This is a genomic window from Promicromonospora aerolata, from assembly GCF_042682255.1.
GTDB lineage: Bacteria > Actinomycetota > Actinomycetes > Actinomycetales > Cellulomonadaceae > Promicromonospora > Promicromonospora aerolata.
In genome coordinates this window covers 1155464-1173429 of record NZ_JBHUHF010000001.1, presented here as the reverse complement: position 1 = coordinate 1173429, position 17966 = coordinate 1155464, and the positions used below count along the sequence as shown (strand labels likewise).

Sequence of the window (17966 nt, the reverse complement as noted above, 5' to 3'; positions counted from 1 at the left end):
CTTCGTTGTCGTGCTCGTGCGGCTGTCGTGCTCGTGCGGTCAGTCGGCGGGCGGCAGCTCGAGGATCCGTACGGGCTCCTCGTTCCCTGCCCGGTCCGTGGCGGTGAACTTGATGACCTGGGGCTCGTCGCCCAGGGCGCGCGTGAAGGGTTCACGGAAGGTCGCCCAGAACGTGTCCGGTCCCTTCCACCGGATGCTGTCCACGCCGGAGACGTCGTCCGTGGCGGCGAGGCTGATCTCGACGCCGCGCGGGCCCAGGTGCCGGGCGGTGGCGGTGGTCACGGGTGGTGTGGTGTCGACGCTGATCTCGCTGACGACGTGCCGCTCGCGCCCCTCGGGGTCGACGGCGCGCGCGGTCACCGTGTGCACGCCGTCGCCGAGACGGAGCGGCTCGGGCCCCGCCGCGACCCAGGGCCCGTCGCCGACCCGGACCGCCACGGTGGGCTCACCGGCGTCGGCCCGTGCCGTGACGGTGAGCTCGGCCGGCCGGTGGTACCAGCCGGTGACGCTGGGCGCGGTGGCGGGGACCACCTCGACGCGGGGCGCGGAGCCGTCCCGTGCCGCGGTGGGCGCCTCGGCCAGGAGCGCGGCCTCCTCGGCGCCGCCCACGCCGGGCTCACCGACGCCGTGCCTGCCGACGCCGGAGCGTGCTGCGGCCCGCAGGACGTCGGCGGCCTCCGCCGCGCTGAGCAGCCCCAGCCCGACGAACTCGTGCGCGGTCGCCAGCACCGCCCGGAGGAACCCGGCACGGGAGGGGAAGCCGCCGTCCGACCAGAGGACGTCGAGGAACGTGCTGCCGTCCCGGCGGGCCACGTTCGGCACGCCCGAGTCGGCCGGCCCCGCGAACGCGATGCGGGCGTCGGACCGGCGCAGGTACATGTGGTACCGCGCGTCCGACCCGGACCATGCGGGCTCCAGCACGAGGTCACCGAGCCGCCACGTCCCGTCGTCGCCCGGCGTGAGCGGGACGTCGAGCGTCCCGTCGAGGCGCCGCCAGGTCGCGGCGGCGACCGGGAGCCAGGTGGTGGCGGCGCTCCGGGCCAGCAGGACCGTCGGCCCGAGCTCCAGCGTCACCAGGGCGGAGTCGTCGGGCGCCGGGACCTCGCGCAGGGTCAGCGGCATGACGATCTCGACCATCGTGCCCGGTCGCCAGTCCCGCCGCAGCGAGACGTACCGTCCGGGGACGGCGTCCACGGGCTGCGGCTCGCCGTCGACGGTCACGGTGACGGCGCTCGTGACCCAGCCCGGGACCCGCAGCCGCAGGTCGAGGTCGCCGGTGGCGTCCACGCGGATCCGGCTGCTGCCCTCCAGCGGGTAGGCGGTCTCCTGGACGAGGCGTACGTCCTGCTCGGCCCAGTGCAGCGTCGAGGCCATGTAGAGGTTGACCCAGACCGTGCGGTCCGCGCCGTCGACCGACCGGAAGTAGACGGAGTCCTGGTACTTGACGTGGTTCTCCAGGCCCGTGCCGCCGCAGCAGGTGCCGACGTTGTCGTACTCGCGCAGCGCTCCCGGGTGGACCGGGAACATGTACGTGACCTCCGGCGAGTCGTCCGAGCCGACGTCGTGCCGCGAGCCGAGGACCTGGTTGGTGACCGCCCGCTCGTAGTACTCGGCGTACCGCGGGTCGCCGGTGCGCCCGAACAGGGCACGGGCGAGCTTGAGCAGGTTGTAGGCCACGCAGGTCTCGGCGTTCCGGTTGCCGATGTCGCCCGCGACGGCGCCCGCCGGGCCCCACAGCTCGTTCTCGCCGGAGCCCCCGTGCGCGAACGTGCGACCCGGGACGAGCATGTCCCAGAGGTTGACGACGGCGTCCAGGTAGCGGGCCTCGCCCGTCAGGTCGTGCAGGGCGAGGTAGCCCAGCAGCGTGGCGGCGTGCTGGTTGGCGTGCATGCCGTCCAGCACGTCGCGGCCCGACGCCGCCGCCTCCAGCAGCGAGTCCAGGTCGAAGAGCCGCGCGGTCTCGACGAAGGTCTTGTCGCCCGTCAGCACGGCGAGGTCGCACAGGACCTCGTTCATGCCCCCGGTCTCGCCCGCGATGTAGAGGGACCACATGTCCCGGCGCTGGTCCGCGGGCAGGACGGACAGCCGCCCGTGCACCCACCGCCCCATCCCGGCGGCGAGGTCCAGCGCCGTCCGCGACCCCGCGTGCCGGTACGCGTCGAGCAGCCCGGCCATGATCTTGTGGCACGTGTAGTAGGGCGCCCAGATCTCGCCGTACGGGGCCAGGCCCTCCAGCCGGGAGAACTGCCACTCGCCGTATGCCGCGAGGAACCCCGGATGGCTGTAGCGGCCCGACGCCGCGAGCGCCTCCTGGACCTCCCGCAGGCCCTCGACCATGTCGTCGACCTTGGCCCTCAGCTCGGTCCGCAGGGCCGGTTCCTGGGCACCCTCGTGGGCGAGCGCCAGCATGGACAGGAAGTGCCCCGCGTAGTGTCCGCGCAGGAGGTTCGCCGTGGGCGCCGCCTCCCGCCCGGGGTATTCGTCGGGGCCCCACGCCTCCTCGTCGGGGTGGCCGAAGTGCTCCCAGCCGCCGGGCGGCGTCGCCCCGCGCGTGTCCAGGCCGGCGTTCGCCCGGAAGACGGCGAGCATCCGGTCGACCGGATAGCTGCGCGCCAGGTGCAGCATCTGATCCCGGGCCCGCGTGAAGATGCCGTCGTGCAGCGCGACGGCGCCGAGCGGGAACGGCTCGGCGACGCTGGTCGGCTCAGGCATGCGGGATCCGCTCGGTGGTCCAGCGCTCGATGCCCGCGGCGTCGATCGGCAGGGCGTCGGACAGCACCTCGGCGCCGTCGGCCGTGACCAGCAGGTCGTCCTCCAGGCGGACGCCGATGCCACGCAGCTCGGGCGGCACGGTCTCGTCGTGCGCGTGGAAGTAGAGGCCGGGCTCGACGGTCATGACCACGCCCGGCGCGAGCGGCGCCGCCTGGTAGGCCGGGTAGTCGGAGTGGGCACAGTCGTGCACGTCGAGCCCGAGGTGGTGGCCGATGCCGCAGACGAGCCAGCGGCGGTGCTGCTGCCCGCCGGGGGACAGGGCCTCGTCGACGGAGACGTCCAGGAGGTCCCAGTCGTGCAGCCCCTGGGCGATCACCTCCATCGACGCGAAGTGGAAGTCGAGGTACTCGACCCCCGGGCGGATCTGTGCCATCCCCGCGCGGTGTGCCTTCTCGACCAGGTCGTGCACCTCGCGCTGCACCGGGCTGAAGCTGCCCGACGGCGGGATCGTCCGCGTCACGTCCGCCGTGTACAAGGAGTTCGCCTCGACCCCCATGTCGAGCAGCAGCGGCATGTCGGGCAGCACCGGCCCGTCGCACCGCACCCAGTGCAGGGTCGGTGCGTGCGGCCCCGAGCCGACGATGGTCGTGTACCCCGGCCCGTTGCCGAACGTGCGGGCATGCCGGTCGAACGTCCCCTGCAGCCAGCGCTCGCCCAGCCCGCCGATCGCGCGCGGCAGCTCCGCGACGACGGCCTCGAAGCCGGTGACCGTGTGGTCGACCGCCTCGCGCAGCTGCGCGATCTCCCAGTCGTCCTTGATCATCCGCAGGTCGGAGAGGGCGCGGGCCAGGTCCTCGGACGGCTTGAGGCCGAACCGGCGCACCAGGGCGTCGTCGACCGACGGCGACGCGAGTGCCCCGTCCATCGTCCCGAGCACCGCGTCGAGCGCGGACAGCGGCTCGACGGCGATGCCGAACGCCTCCGCCCAGTCGGACAGGTCGGGCGAGGAGCCGACCCAGAGCTCGCCGTAGGCGGCGTTGCCGAAGAACGCGCTGTCCCCGGGCTTGGCCGGCGGCGGCAGGTAGAGCGTCGCGTCGTGCCCGCCGCCGCTCGCCCGGAGCACGAGCACGCCGTCCTCGGCCTGCGCGCCCGTGAGCCAGACGAAGTCGCTGTCGGCGCGGAACCCGTACTGCACGTCGCCGTTGCGCAGGCTCGCGCGCCCAGCACCCACCACGATGTCGCTCGCGCCGATCCGCTCGGACAGCCGGCGGCGGTGCTCGGCGGCGGCGTCGGGCGCCCCGGGCGTCATCGGCACGACGACGTCCGGGGCGCCCCAACCGCGCGCCATGTGGGCGTTGAACGCCGCGCTCTCGACCAGCCGGGGTGCCCGGGTGCCTGCGTAGGGCGGTCGGTCAGGGGTGGTGTGGTGGCTCATCGGATCTCTCCTCCTCGGTCGCGGACCAGCTCCCGCAGCCGGGTGAACACCCGCGGGTCGCCGATACCGTCGTGCTCGTACTCGTTGGTCACCCACGCCTGGGACGACCCGACCCGCGAGAGCGTGTCGAGCTGCAGGCCCGAGTCGACGAACATGTCGTCGTGATAGACCACCGCGGCGACCGGAACGTCGTTCGTGGCCAGGCGGTCCAGGTCGTACAGCGGCGGCCACTCCGTGCGCGCCGCCAGCTCGTGCACGGCGGGTGCGAACGGTCGCAGCAGCCGGATCTCGTCGAACATCCACGGGAAGGCCATCTCGCCCGTGAACTGCAGCGGACGGCGGTCCGGGCCGAACTCCGGCCGCCGGTCCCGTTCGGCCTGCGCCGCCCAGCCCGTCGGGCCGTTGCTCCCGTGCCCGTAGATCGACTCCTGCAGCGTCCAGAACAGCGGGCCGTCCGCCTGCGACGTCCGCACCATCGCCTCCTGCAGGAACCCCGCCGACAGCCGGCCGGGCCGCGCGAACGCCTTCTCGACGAACCAGTGCATCCGCTCCGTCCCCGGCTGCATGCCCAGGTCGATGCCCATCGACTGGAACCGGTGCACCGTCAGCACGTCACCGTCCGGCAGCCGGACGTCGCCCACGGCGAGCCGGTCCGCTATGGCCGCCACCGCGCCGACGTCGGCCGGGTAGCGCGCGTAGTACTCACCGGTCCGGCCGGCCACCCGGCCGAACGTCCTGCGGTACACCTCGGTGGCGTCCGGCGGCGTACCCGGTATCCCGCCCGCGACGTAGCAGGCACGCAGCGCCTCCGGCGCGACCGACAGATAGGTGAGCGTGATCCAGCCGCCGAAGCTCTGCGCGATCGTCGCCCACGGACGGCCGCCGTACACGCGCGCCCGGACCTCCTCCAGGTCCGCGACGATCGCGTCCGCGCGGAAGCACGCCAGCAGGTCGGCGCCCGCACGCGCGTCCAGCCCGGCCAGCACCGCACCGTCCAGCGGGGTGCTGCCGCCCGTCCCGCGCTGGTCCACCAGCACCACGCGATAGTCGCGCAGCGCCACGTCGAGCCACCCGTCCCGCCGCAGCGGACGCGGGTTCGCGCCACCCGGGCCACCCTGCAGGTACACCAGCAGCGGCAGGTCCTCCTCGCCGCGCGTCGGGTCGACCAGCTCCCGGACCAGCAGCTCCACGTCGCCCGCCAGACGGCCCGAACGGTCCAAGGGGACCGCGAGGCGGCGCTCGCGGACCCCGATGCCGGGCAGCAGGTAGGACGTCCAGCCGGCGCTCATGCGGGCGCACCGGTGGGCCGGCCGGCGTTCGCCCGCCGCCGTCTCTCCCACTCGGGACGGATGCGCGGGACGGCGTCGAGCAGCTTGCGGGTGTACTCGTGGCGCGGCGCACCGAACACGGCGTCGCGCTCACCCTCCTCGACGATCCGCCCCTGCGTCATCACGGCGACCCGGGTGGCGATCTGCCGCACCACGGCCAGGTCGTGCGCGATGAAGAGGTAGGTGAGGTCCTCCTCGCGCTGCAGGTCACGCAGCAGGTTGATCACCTGGGCCTGGACGGACACGTCGAGCGCCGAGACCGCCTCGTCGCACACGACGACGCGGGGGCCGACGGCGAGCGCCCGGGCGATCCCGATGCGCTGCGCCTGACCGCCGGAGAACTGTGCCGGGTACTTCTGGGAGTGGTCGGGGTCCAGCCCCACCCGTTCCATGAGCGCCCGGGTGAATGCGCGGGCGCCGCCGGGCACGGTGCGCTGCTGGTAGACGAGGGGAGACGTCACGATCCGCTCGACGGTGTGCCGAGGGTTGAGCGACGAGAACGGGTCCTGGAACACGACCTGCACGTCGCTGCGGAACCGGTTCAGCGCGGACCTGCCGAGGCCGGTGACGTCCTCGCCGTCGAGCTCGACGGTGCCGGAGGTGACGTCCAGGAGGCGCGCGGCGAGCCGTGCGGTCGTCGACTTGCCCGACCCGGACTCGCCCACCAGGGCGAGGGTCTCGCCGGAGCGGATCTCGAAGCTCACGTCGTCGACGGCCCGGAACCGGGTCGGCGGGCGCAGCAGCCCGCCGGTGCCCATCACCGGGAACTCCTTGACCAGGTTCGTGGCTCTCAGGAGCGGTTCGCTCATGCGAGGTCTCCGTTCTCTCGTGCGGCGTTCTCCCGTGCGGCCGCGGAGCCCGGTGCCACCGCGCGCAGGGCGCCGATCTCGTCGTCGATGCGCGGCACGGCGTCGAGCAGCGCGCGGGTGTAGGGGTGCTGCGGCTCGGTGAAGATCTGCTCGACGGCACCCCGTTCGACGCACACGCCGTCCTTCATGACGACGATGTGGTCGGTGATCTCGCTGACGACCGCGAGGTCGTGGGTGATCAGCACGAGGCCGGTGCCGGTCTCCCGCCGGATCTCCTGCAGCAGGTCGAGGATCTGGGCCTGCACCGTGACGTCGAGCGCGGTGGTCGGCTCGTCGGCGATGAGCAGCTCGGGCTCGGTGCTCAGTGCCATCGCGATCATCACGCGCTGGCGCATGCCGCCGGAGAACTGGTGCGGGTAGTGGTCCACGCGCACCGCGGCGTCCCGGATGTGCACGCGTTCCAGGGCGGCGACGGCCACCTTCCGTGCCGCCCGGCGGGTGACGCCGGGACGGTGGGCGCGGTACGCCTCCTCGATCTGGAGCCCCACGGTGTAGTAGGGGTTCAGCGAGGACAGGGGGTCCTGGAAGACCATCGCTATGCGGTCGCCGCGCACCCGGCGCAGGTCCCCCTCGGACATCCCGACCAGCTCGCGGCCGCACAGGCGGACGCTCCCGGTGCGGCGGGCGGCCCGGGGCTGCAGGCCCATGATCGCGAGGCTCGTCATGGACTTGCCGGAGCCCGACTCGCCGACGATGCCGAGCGCCCCGCCCGGCTCGAGGTCGAGGTCGAGGGACCTCACGGCGTCGAGCGGGCCGCGGGGCGTGGGGAAGGTGACCGTGAGGTCCCGCACCTGCAGGAGTGCTTCGGTGCCGGTCGTGGTGCTGCCGGTCGTGGTGCTGCTGGTGGTCATCGTGCGTTCACCCGCACTCTCGGGTCGATGGCGGTGTAGACGACGTCGACCACGATGTTGCCGACGACGACGAGGAACCCGGCCAGGAGCGTGACGCCCATGATCACCGGCTGGTCGTTGCGGGCGATCGAGTCGGCGGCCATCTTGCCCACGCCGTTGATGCCGAAGACGGTCTCGGTGATGAGCGCGCCGCCGAGCAGGCCCGCGAAGTCCATGCCGAAGATGGTCACGACGGGGGTCAGCGCCGGCCGCAGGGCGTGGCGCCGCCAGACCAGCGCCTGGGGCAGGCCCTTGGCGTACGCGGTGCGCACGTAGTTCTCGCGCAGCACGTCCAGCACGTTGGCGCGGGTGAGCCGGGTGTAGGCGGCCGCGTACCCGACGGCGAGCACGATCCAGGGCATCACGAAGTTGCCGAACCACTGCACGGGATCGTCCGCGAACCGGACCGCCTGGGGGAAGGGGAGCCACTGGAGCCGGACCACGAGCACGTACTGCAGCACGAGGGCGAGCACGTAGTTCGGGATCGACATGCCGGTCAGCGTCAGGCCGGTGGTGAACCGGTCCAGGAACGTGTCCTCCTTGACGGCGCTGAGCAGGCCGCCGACGAGACCGGCGAGCAACCACAGCACGGCGGCGCCCACGGCGATGGTCGCCGAGACCGGCAGGCGCTGGACGATCATGTCCCACACGGCCTGGCTGGACTGGAACGAGTAGCCCAGGCACGGGGCCGCGCACTCGACGGCCGCGGCGCCGTCGCCGTAGGTGCGGCCCGCGAAGATCCCGGCGACGAAGAGGAAGAACTGGGTCCAGAACGGCTGGTCCAGCCCGAGGTTCCCGCGGATCTGGTCGATGAGCTCCGGCGTGCAGTTCTTGCCGCAGATCTGTACCGCCGGGTCCGGCGAGAGCGCGAAGAACACCACGAACGTGAAGAGGCACACCAGCAGCAGGACCACGAGTCCGGACGAGATGCGGGTGAGGAGGAACCGGGGCATCAGCGACCTTCCTGGGCGTCGACGACGGCGCGCAGGCGGTCACCGAGCACGGTGAACGAGAGCACGAGGAGGAACAGGAACGTGCCGGGCACCAGGAAGTACGCGGGGTCGACGGCGTACCACTTCACGGAGGCGGCGATCATCTGCCCCCAGCTCGGTGCGGGCGGGACGACGCCGACCCCGAGGAACGACAGGCCGGCCTCCGTGCCGATGTACCCGGGCACGGCGAGCGTCGCCATCACGATGATGGTCGAGCGCAGGTTGGGCAGGATCTCGCGGAACACGATGCGCGTGCCGCTCGCTCCCGCCGCCCGGGCCGCCTCGACGAACTCACGCTGCGCCAGCGACATGGTCTGGCCCCGGACGATGCGTGCCAGGTAGGGCCAGCCGAAGACCGAGATCACGACGACGAGCAGTGCGGACCGGTTGCTCGCCGGCAGGGCGGACAGCACGGCGATCATGAAGATCAGGGCCGGGAAGGCCATGAGGAAGTCCATGACGCGGGAGACGACGAGGTCCACCCGGCCGCCGAAGTAGCCCGCCACGAGCCCGAGCGACACCCCGAGCACCGTGGTGAGCAGCGTGGCCGACAGCGCGATGCTCATGGACACCCGTGCGCCGTAGACGATGCGGGCGAAGATGTCGCGCCCGCTGCCCGGCTCGACGCCGAGCCAGTGCTCCGCACCCATCCCGCCCCACGGGCCGATCGGCATGCCGCCGAGGTTCGGGTCGATGGCGGACTGGTCGAACTCGTACGGGTTCCAGCCGCTGATCGCGGTAAGCACCGGAGCGAGGACCGCGACGAGCGAGATGAGGACGATGTAGCCGAGGCCGAGCATCGCGCCGGCGTCGCGGCGCAGCGCCTGCCAGGTCCCGCCGGCACCGGCCCGGAGGGCGCCGGCGGCCTGGGCCACCGGCGCCTCCGCGGTGTCGCCGGTCCCGGCCGCCACGGTCTGGGTCGCCGTGAGGTCAGTCGGGGAGGACGTCATGGATCAGCCCTTCTCGGGGTCCTTGAGACCGACGCCGACGTAGTCGATGCCGCCGGTCGCCGCGTTCGCCGAGGAGTGCAGGCCGGTGACGTTCTCGCCGGGGAGCGAGACGGTCTTGGCCACCATCAGCGGCACGACCGGGGCCAGCTCCAGGATCTGCTCGTCCAGCTCGCCCCACTGCACGTTCGCGGCGTCGATGTCCGTCATCGCCTTGATCTCGTCGATCCGGGCGTTGATGTCCGGGTCGTCGAGCTGGGCGAGGTTGGAGTTGCCCTTCTCGTAGATGTTGCGGCCGTCGAACAGCGGCGGGATGAAGGTGGCCGCCGACGAGGCCCAGTCCGGGCACCAGCCGGTGATGGCGGCGTCGTTCTGCTGCGACGGGGTGCCGATGGTCTCGTAGTAGGTGGCGGTGTCGATCAGGTTGAGCTCGACGGTGATGCCGACCCGCTTGAGGGCCTGCTGGACCGCCTCGCCCTGGGCCTGCATGGACTCCTGCGAGCGGATGTCGAGCGTCATGGTGAAGCCGTCCGACAGGCCCGCCTCGTCCAGCAGCTCCTGTGCCGCCTCGACGTCGCCCGTGCCGTCCGCCGACGGGTACAGGTCGAAGTCCTGGTGGCCGGCGACGCTGGGCGGAAGGATCGTCGTGGACGGAGCGCCCAGCTGGTTGCCGCCGCTCGCGTTGACGATGGCGGTGCGGTCGATCGCGTAGCTGATCGCCTGCCGCACGCGGACGTCGTCCATGTGCTTCTTGGTGGTGTTCAGCCCCATGTAGGTGGTGCAGATGCCGGGGAGCTCGAGGACGCGCTCCTGGAGCTGCGGCGTCTGCAGGCGGGGGAGCGTGGCCGGCTGGACGGTGCCGGCGATCGCGTTGACGTCCGCACCCTGCCCGGCGATGAGCCGCTCGTCGATGGTGGCCGGGTCGAGGCCGATGGTGAACTCCCAGGCATCCGGCTTCGCGGCGCGCACCTCGTCCGTGGCCGGGTCCCAGTGCTCGTTGCGCTCGAGCTTGATGGTGCTGCCGGGCACGTACTCGGCCAGCTGGTACGGCCCCGACGCGATGATCTCGTGGATGAACTCGTCGCCCTGACCCGTCCCTTCCGGGAACGGGGTGGCGTTCACCTGGGCGAGCACGGCGTCGAACTCGGGGAACGGCTCCTTGAGGTGGAAGACGATCGTCGAGTCGTCCGGCGTCTCGATGGTCGGTAGGTCGCCCGAGCGGTACGGGCCCGCGTAGTCCTCCGGCGCGTCGATGACCTGCTTGAGGTACGGCGACCCGATGCCGACCTCCGGGTCCCAGGCCCGCGAGATGCCGAACTTGACCTCGGCGGACGTGATGGGGTCGCCCGTGTCGAACTTCAGGCCGTCCTTGAGCCGGTAGGTCCAGGTCAGCCCGTCGTCGGACACCTCACCCAGGTCGGCGGCCAGGTCCGGGACGATCTCGTTCGGGTCCTCGGCCGAGCCGGGCGCCGACGTGGTGAGCTGGCGGTAGACGAGCCGGTAGAAGTTGTTCACCCCGCCGTCGAAGCCGCGCGCCGGGTCCAGGTAGGAGAAGTCGGCGTTCTGCAGCACGTGGACGGTGCCACCCTCGGCAGGTTCGGCGGAGAACCCGCCGCCCCCGCCTGCCGCGGAGTCGTCCGGGGTGCCGCCACCGCCGCAGGCGGCGAGTGCGAGTGTCGTGGCGGCAGCGAGGAACGCTGTCGTTATCCGATGGAGCTTCACGATGTGGCCTCTCGGTCGGTGACGCGATGCGTCAGGGTCGTACGGGTAGGACGTGGGGGACTGGCGCCCCCGGCGGTTCGGCTCCGGTCAGGTGTGCGGGAGCCAGACGCGCATCGCCCCGGGTTCGCGGTTCGCCCAGAGGTGGTAGGGCACCAGCGCGACCGGCGTCGTCGTCGACGGGGTCGGTGGGTCTGTCCGGTCCGGGTCTGTCCGGTCCGCGGCCGGGTACGGGTCGTCGGACGGCGCGGGCCGCCGGCTCACGTGCGCGGTCAGGGCGTGGGCCAGGACCGGGTCGCGTGCGGCGCCGTCGGACGGCGGCGCCGCACCGACGTCGTGCACGACGACCTCGTCGAGGGGGACGGGGGAGTCGGCCTGCTCAAGGCAGTGCACGACCGGTCCGCGCACCGCGGCGACGGCGCCCCGGGTGGCGTCGACGGCCGGGTGGGCCGTGACGAGCCGCGCCGGCATCGGCAGGTCGAGCACCACCTCCTGGCCCCGCCGCCAGGCGCGGGTCAGCCGTAGCCAGCCGTCGGGCGCGTCCATGCTGACGCTCGTGCCGTCGACCGTGGCCCGCGGCGTCGTCGCCCAGCCGGGGACGCGGACCGTCAGCGTCGCCGGCGCGTCGCGGGCGTCGAGCACGCGGACGGTGACGCGGCCGTCCCAGGGATAGTCGGTGACCACCTCGACGGAGAGCGCCGCCGAGCGCACCCGGCAGGCGGTGAGCAGGGCGACCGTCAGGCCGTCGGGGGTCTCGAGCGCCACGTGGTCCTGGAGCCCGCTGATCCAGCGCGCCACGTTCGGCGGGCAGCACGCACAGCCGAACCACGGGCGGCGCAGGGGCTCTGCCGGGTCCGCCGGCCGCCCGTCGAGGTGGTCGGGTCGGCGCTGGAGCGGGTTGTCGTAGAAGAACCGGGTGCCGTCGCGGGACACACCGGCGGCGAACCCGTTGTAGAGGACCCGCTCCACGTGGTCCAGCACCGCGGCGCTGCCGGTGGCGAGGAACAGGCGCCAGCCCCACTGCATGGTGCCGACCGCGGCGCACGTCTCGGCGTAGGCACGGTCGGACGGCAGCTCGTACCGGTCGCCGAAGGCCTCGTCGGAGTGCCGGGAGCCGATCCCGCCCGTCACGTACGACTTGGTGCGGACCATGTCGTCCCAGAGCCGCAGCAGGTGCTCGATCCGGGCGCGGTCGCGCCGTTCGATGGCGACGTCGGTGGCGCCCGCGGCGAGGTAGACCATGCGGACGGCGTGGCCCGAGACCGTATCGAGGTCGCGCAGCGGTGCGTGGTCCGCGTAGTACGCGGGGCCGGACGGCGCGGTGGCGAAGAGGCCCGAGCCCCGCCGCTCGACGAACACCTCGGCCTGGCGCAGGTAGGGCTCGTGCCCCGTCTCCCGGTAGAGCTCGACGAGCGCCACCTCGACCTGCGGGTGGCCGCAGTACTCCGCGCGCCCGCCCGGGCCGAACCGGTCCACCACGAGCTCCGCGAACCGCCGCGCGACCGTGAGGAGCCGGTGGTCGCCGAGCCGGCGCACCCCGGCGAGCGCTCCCTGGACCAGGTGGCCCAGGTTGTAGAGCTCGTGCCCGCCCGCCAGGTCCGACCACGGCGGGACGGTCGCGTCGGCGCCCTGGTGGAACGAGGACAGGTAGCCGTCGTCGGCCTGCGCGGCCGTGACGAGGGCCAGCGCCTCCTCGTAGAAGGCGCGGACGGCGGCAGTGCTGTTGCCGGTGGTGTTGCTGCCGGCGGCGCTGTTGCTGGTGACGCTGCCGCCGGCGGCCTCGGCGCGGGCCAGCTCGTAGGCGGCCGCCTCCAGGGTCTTGTAGACATCGGTGTCGGCGAACGGGTAGCGGCCGCGGAACGGCTTGCCGGTCGCGTGCGCCACGCGGCGGAAGTTGTCCAGCACGCCCGACGTGCGTACCTGAGCGATGACGTGCGGCAGCGTCCGCTCGCCGTTGCGGCGCTGCCACCGGCCCAGCAGGTCGTCGGTGAGTGCCACGTGCTCGGCGCCCAGCGGGCGCCCCGCGGGGCGGGCCGGCGCAGTGGTCGCGGCAGGGGTGGTGGCAGGTGTCGTGCCCAGCCGGGCTGCGCGTCGGTGCGCCCCGGTCGTCGTGTCGCTCGGCATCGTCCTCGCCTTCGAAGTGTCGGCCCACGATATGTGATGCGTGATATTTTACTGATCGACGACAGTGGTGTCGATGGGGTGAATGTAAACGTCGCGTTTCGGCGGATCCAGCCGCTTCTTGGCTGGCGCAACGCCCCCGGTCGGCGCGGCTCGGGTACCCTCGGCGCGCATTGACGAGGAGATCCGCGTGCCGTGTAATATACTACTAGCGTTGCCTGACCACCCAGGAGTGCCTCATGAGCGCAGCATCACCCACCCCGTCCGTCCGTCGCCTCCCGCCTGTCGCGAGCCTGCGCGAGCAGGTGCACCGTGCGCTCGTCGCGGCCATCGTCGCCGGCGAGCTGGAGCCTGGTGAGCTCGTCTCCGTACCGACGCTCGCCGCGCGGTTCGACGTGTCCGCGACGCCGGTACGCGAGGCGGTCCTGGACCTGGAGCGCCGGGGCTTCCTGGAGGCGGTGCGGAACAAGGGCTTCCGGGTCACACGCGTGAGCGACCAGACGCTGCGGCACGTCGCCGCCGTGCGCCTGGTGATCGAGCCGGTCTGGATGGAGCGGCTCGCCAAGTCGTTCCCGGTGGGGCAGCTGCAGGAGTTCCGCGCGCTCGCCGACGAGATCGTCGAGCGCGCGCGCACGGGCGACCTGATCGCCTACCTCCAGGCCGACCAGACGTTCCACCTGCGGCTGACCGGGCTGCTGGGCAACCCGGTGGCCGGCGAGATCGTGTCGGACCTGCGGGACCGGGCACGGCTCCTGGGGCTGTCGACGATGGTCGCGAGCGGCACGCTCGCGAGCTCCGCCCAGGAGCACCACGAGCTGCTCGACCTGCTCGCGGCCGGCGACGGCCCCGGCGCCAAGGCGCTCATGGAGCGGCACATCGGGCACTCGCTGGGCACGTGGGCGGGCAAGCCGGAGGACTGACCGGCGACTGACCGGTGACTGACCGGCGACTGACCGGCACGGGCGCGGACGGCAGCACGGACGAAGCGGGACCAGGACCAGACCAACGAGGGGTGGATGTGGCAGCGGACGTCGTGATCGTCGGTGCCGGGATAGTCGGCGCGGCGTGCGCGCGAGCCCTCGCCCGGGCAGGCGCCCGGGTGACGGTGCTCGACCGCGGGTCGGCGGCCGCCGCGACCAGCGCCCACGGCGAGGGCAACCTGCTGGTCTCCGACAAGGGGCCGGGCCCGGAGCTGGAGCTCGCCCAGGTGTCGCTGCGCCGGTGGGTCGCGCTCGCCCAGGAGCTGGCGGACGAGCTCGGGCCACGGTTCCCGTCGATCGAGCACGAGGCCAAGGGCGGCCTCGTGGTGGTCACGTCCGCCGACGGGCTGGCCGGCCTGCGCCGGTTCGCGGCCGCCCAGCGGGCGTGCGGGGTCGAGGCCGTGGAGGTGAGCGCCGACGGCGCGCGCCGGCTCGAGCCCGACCTGGCGCCGGGCGTGCTCGGCGGCGTCCACTATCCGCAGGACGCCCAGGTGCAGCCGGTGGCGGCCGCCGAGGCGCTGCTCGCGTCCGCGCGCCGGGCCGGCGCCGACGTGCGCACCGGCGCCGAGGTGACCGGCCCGCTGCTCGGCGCCGACGGCGAGCTGGCCGGCGTCGTCACCTCCCGGGGCGAGGTCCCCGCGGGCGCCGTCGTCGTCGCGGCGGGCCCTTGGTCCGCCGAGGTCGCCGAACGGCTCGGTGCGCGCGTCCCGGTGCGTCCGCGCCGCGGGATGGTGCTCGTCACCACCCCGATGCCCCAGCGCATCCGGCACAAGGTGTACGACGGCGACTACTTCGCCGCCACCCAGTCGGCGGGCGAGGAGCTGCAGACCTCCGCCGTGATCGAGTCGACGCGCGGCGGCACGGTGCTGATCGGGTCGAGCCGGGAGCAGGTCGGGTTCGACGACCGGCTGCGTACGGAGGTGCTCGCCCAGATGGCGCGGCGCGCCGTGGCGGTGTTCCCGTTCCTGGCCCGTACCAACGTGATGCGGTCCTACCTCGGTTTCCGCCCGTACATGCCCGACCATCTTCCGGTGATCGGCCCGGACCCGGCCCACCCCGGGCTGTGGTTCGCCACCGGCCACGAGGGTGCCGGCGTCGGGCTGGCCCCGGCGACGGGTGACCTGCTCGCCGCGCAGCTGCTGGGTCTCGAGACCCCGGTCGACCCGCGCCCGTACGCCGTCGACCGGCCGAGCCTCGCGGAGCTGCGCCCCGTCCTGACCCCGACCGAGGAGGCCCGGCCATGACGTCGTACCGCGTGCCCGCCGAGCTCGACGCCGCCGAGCCGGCCGCCGACCGGCCCGTGACCCTCTGGCTGGACGGCGAGCCCGTCTCCGGGACCGCCGGGCAGACGATCGCCGGCGTGCTGCTCGGTGCCGGACAGCGCCAGTGGCGCACCACCGCCTCCGACGGCGCGCCCCGCGGCGTCTTCTGCGGGATCGGCGTGTGCTTCGACTGTCTCGTCGAGGTCAACGGCCTGCGGGACGTGCGCGCCTGCCTGCGCCGCGCGCAGGACGGCGACGTCGTGACCCGCCAGGGCGAACCGGGGGTCACCGCATGAGGGACGTCGTGGTGGTCGGCGCCGGCCCGGCGGGGCTCGCCGCCGCCCGGGCGGCCGCGGCGGCAGGGGCGGCGGTCACGCTGCTCGACTCCGCCGACGGGCTCGGCGGCCAGTACTGGCGCCATCTGCCGCCCGCCCGGCAGGCCGCCCGCCAGAGCGTGCTGCACCACCGGTGGTCGACGTTCGGCGAGCTGAGCGACGTGCTGCGCGCGCACCCGGCCGTGACGGTGCTGCCGTCGGCGCAGGTGTGGTCGCTCGAGCGTCTCGACGGTGGGATCCGCCTCAACGTCCTGCTCGGGGAGCCCGACGGGGCGGGGCGGGAGGCCCGCGCCTTCGAGCCGGACGCCGTGGTGCTCGCCACCGGCGCGCACGACCGGACCCTGCCGTTCCCGGGCTGGCAGCTGCCGGGCGTCTACTCGGCCGGAGCGGCGCAGGCGCTGGCGAAGGGGGAGCGGGTGGCCGTCGGGCGGCGGGTCGTCGTCGCGGGTGCCGGCCCGTTCCTCCTGCCCGTCGCATCCTCCGTGCTGCAGACCGGGGCCACCGTCGTCGGCGTGCACGAGGCGGGCCGGATCGGCGCTCTCGCACGCGGCTGGCTGAGCCGGCCCTGGGAGCTGGCCGGGGCCGCCGGAAAGGCCGGCGAGCTCGCCGGGTACGTGGGCGACCTCGTGCGGCACCGGGTGCCGTGGCGTCCGGGCGAGGCGGTCGTGGCCGCGCACGGCGACGGGCAGGTCGAGGCCGTGACCATCGCGCGCCTGGACCGGCGCTGGGCTCCGGTCCCCGGGTCCGAGCACCAGGTCGAGGCCGACGCCGTCTGCGTCAGCCACGGCTTCACGCCCCGCCTCGAGCTGGCGATCGCCGCCGGGTGCGCCCTCGCGCCGGACCGGTTCGTCATCGTCGACGACGCCCAGGCCACCTCCGTCCCCGGGGTCTGGGCCGCCGGCGAGATCACGGGCATTGGCGGAGCGGACGCCGCGCTCGCCGAAGGCACCGTGGCCGGCACGGCGGCGGCGGGCGGCGACGGCGGCGCGCCCGCCGCGCGGCGGGCGGTCCGCGCGCGGGACCGGGCCCGCGGCTTCGCGGCCCGCATCGTGGCGGCCCACGGCGTGCGCGGCGGATGGACCGGCTGGCTGCGCGACGACACCGTCGTCTGCCGCTGCGAGGAGACCACCTACGGGCGGCTGCGCGAGGTGGTCGAGCTCACCGGGTCGCACGAGACCCGCTCGGTCAAGCTCACCAGCCGCGCCGGGCTCGGCCCGTGCCAGGCCCGGATGTGCGGCAGCACCCTGCAGGAGCTCCTGGGGGATCCCACGCCCGCCGTCGACCGCCGCCCGCTCGTCGTACCGGTGAGGCTCGGCGACCTCGCCGCGCTGCCCGCTGCTTCCCCGTCCGCAGCTTCCTTGTCCACCGCATCCTTGCCCACCGCACTGCCAACCAGAGGAGACCAACCATGAACCAGCGCTTCGACCTCGGCGGCGTGATCGTCGCCACCACCCTTGCCTTCACGCCGGACGACTCGGCACCCGCCGGGCTCGCCGTCGACTACGACCGGTTCGCCGCGCACTGCGAGTTCCTGCTCGACAACGGCTGCCGCGGCGTGGGCCCGAACGGCTCGCTCGGCGAGTACTCGTCGCTCACCGACGAGGAGCGCCGCACCGTGATCCAGACGGCCGTGCGGACGGTGGGCGACCGTGGCCTGGTGGTGGCCGGCGTGCACGGCGTGGGGTCGCACCAGGCCACGCACTGGGCCGAGCTCGCCGCCGAGGACGGCGCCGACGCCGTGCTGCTGCTGCCGCCCACCATCTACCGGGCGAACCGTTCGGAGGTGCTCGCCCACTACGCCGCCGTCAACGAAGTGGGCATCCCGATCATGATCTACAACAACCCGTTCGACACCAAGGTCGACCTCACGCCGGACATCCTCGCCGAGCTCGCCGAGCTGGACAACGTCGTGGCCGTGAAGGAGTTCTCCGGCGACGTGCGGCGCGTGCTGGAGATCAAGGAGCTGGCCCCGGACCTGGACGTGATCGCGGGCGCCGACGACCTGCTCTTCGAGTCGCTCGTGGCAGGCGCCACCGGCTGGTTCGCCGGCTACCCGAACGCGTTCCCCCGCGAGGCCGTCGAGATCTACACCCTGGTCACCGAGGGCCGGATCGACGAGGCCCGCGAGCTGTACCGGCACCTCGTCGCGGCGTTCCGCTGGGACTCGAAGACCGAGTTCGTGCAGGCGATCAAGCTCTCGATCGACATGGCCGGGCAGAGCTACGGTGGGCCGACCCGCCCGCCGCGCGGACCGCTGTCCGCGGAACACGAGGCCCAGGTCCGCAAGGACACGGAAGCGGCCCTCACCTACATCGCGGCCCGCCCGTCCCGCTGAGTGCGGCGAGGTCGGGGGGCAGGACGAGGTCGGAGGAAGGG

The 17966-nt window shown here is 73.5% G+C and carries 14 protein-coding genes; 5 read left to right on the top strand and 9 right to left on the bottom strand.

The genetic code is table 11. The annotated features are described in order from the left end of the window. Positions 1-39 precede the first annotated feature (39 nt). The 9 genes from ACFSL2_RS05295 to ACFSL2_RS05255 all read right to left on the bottom strand — a co-directional run bounded on the left by ACFSL2_RS05295 (position 40) and on the right by ACFSL2_RS05255 (position 13016). Positions 40-2712, bottom strand: coding sequence for a beta-L-arabinofuranosidase domain-containing protein (locus ACFSL2_RS05295; protein ID WP_377196841.1), 2673 nt, complete (start codon positions 2710-2712; stop codon positions 40-42). Further along, entirely contained in the window at positions 2705-4147 is a 1443-nt protein-coding gene (locus tag ACFSL2_RS05290) for an aminopeptidase P family protein (RefSeq protein WP_377196840.1), read from the bottom strand. Before ACFSL2_RS05290 ends, ACFSL2_RS05295 begins: the two co-directional genes overlap by 8 nt. After that, positions 4144-5436, bottom strand: a complete 1293-nt coding sequence (locus ACFSL2_RS05285; protein WP_377196839.1) for an alpha/beta fold hydrolase — start codon at positions 5434-5436, stop codon at positions 4144-4146. Before ACFSL2_RS05285 ends, ACFSL2_RS05290 begins: the two co-directional genes overlap by 4 nt. Next, positions 5433-6284 carry an ATP-binding cassette domain-containing protein gene (locus ACFSL2_RS05280; protein WP_377196838.1) on the bottom strand — a complete coding sequence of 284 codons (852 nt, stop codon included), beginning with the start codon at positions 6282-6284 and terminating at the stop codon, positions 5433-5435. The genes ACFSL2_RS05285 and ACFSL2_RS05280 overlap by 4 nt, the downstream gene beginning before the upstream one ends. After that, entirely contained in the window at positions 6281-7195 is a 915-nt protein-coding gene (locus ACFSL2_RS05275) for an ABC transporter ATP-binding protein (RefSeq protein ID WP_377196837.1), read from the bottom strand. Before ACFSL2_RS05275 ends, ACFSL2_RS05280 begins: the two co-directional genes overlap by 4 nt. After that, positions 7192-8187 (bottom strand): ABC transporter permease, encoded by a 996-nt coding sequence (locus tag ACFSL2_RS05270; RefSeq protein WP_357468664.1) that lies wholly within the window; start codon positions 8185-8187, stop codon positions 7192-7194. Before ACFSL2_RS05270 ends, ACFSL2_RS05275 begins: the two co-directional genes overlap by 4 nt. Continuing rightward, entirely contained in the window at positions 8187-9176 is a 990-nt protein-coding gene (locus ACFSL2_RS05265; protein ID WP_377196836.1) for an ABC transporter permease, read from the bottom strand. Before ACFSL2_RS05265 ends, ACFSL2_RS05270 begins: the two co-directional genes overlap by 1 nt. A 3-nt stretch (positions 9177-9179) precedes the next feature. Next, on the bottom strand, positions 9180-10895 hold the full coding sequence (locus ACFSL2_RS05260; RefSeq protein WP_377196835.1) for an ABC transporter substrate-binding protein: 1716 nt from the start codon (positions 10893-10895) through the stop codon (positions 9180-9182). Positions 10896-10982: 87 nt separating this feature from the next. After that, the gene (locus ACFSL2_RS05255) at positions 10983-13016 is read right to left on the bottom strand and encodes a glycoside hydrolase family 127 protein (RefSeq protein WP_377196834.1); all 2034 of its coding nucleotides are present in this window, start codon (positions 13014-13016) and stop codon (positions 10983-10985) included. Positions 13017-13252: 236 nt separating this feature from the next. On the opposite strand from ACFSL2_RS05255, the gene ACFSL2_RS05250 reads away from it, so the two are divergent. The 5 genes from ACFSL2_RS05250 (at position 13253) to ACFSL2_RS05230 (ending at position 17925) form a co-directional block, all read left to right on the top strand. Next, positions 13253-13933: a GntR family transcriptional regulator gene (locus ACFSL2_RS05250; RefSeq protein WP_357468676.1), complete on the top strand. Its 681-nt coding sequence runs from the start codon at positions 13253-13255 to the stop codon at positions 13931-13933. Positions 13934-14031: 98 nt separating this feature from the next. After that, positions 14032-15237: an NAD(P)/FAD-dependent oxidoreductase gene (locus tag ACFSL2_RS05245; protein WP_377196833.1), complete on the top strand. Its 1206-nt coding sequence runs from the start codon at positions 14032-14034 to the stop codon at positions 15235-15237. Then, the gene (locus ACFSL2_RS05240; RefSeq protein ID WP_377196832.1) at positions 15234-15551 is read left to right on the top strand and encodes a (2Fe-2S)-binding protein; all 318 of its coding nucleotides are present in this window, start codon (positions 15234-15236) and stop codon (positions 15549-15551) included. Before ACFSL2_RS05245 ends, ACFSL2_RS05240 begins: the two co-directional genes overlap by 4 nt. Further along, a complete protein-coding gene (locus ACFSL2_RS05235; RefSeq protein WP_377196831.1) occupies positions 15548-17002 on the top strand; it encodes an FAD-dependent oxidoreductase in 1455 nt (484 codons plus the stop codon). Before ACFSL2_RS05240 ends, ACFSL2_RS05235 begins: the two co-directional genes overlap by 4 nt. Beyond that, positions 16999-17925 (top strand): dihydrodipicolinate synthase family protein, encoded by a 927-nt coding sequence (locus tag ACFSL2_RS05230; RefSeq protein WP_377196830.1) that lies wholly within the window; start codon positions 16999-17001, stop codon positions 17923-17925. Before ACFSL2_RS05235 ends, ACFSL2_RS05230 begins: the two co-directional genes overlap by 4 nt. The last annotated feature ends 41 nt before the right edge of the window (positions 17926-17966 follow it).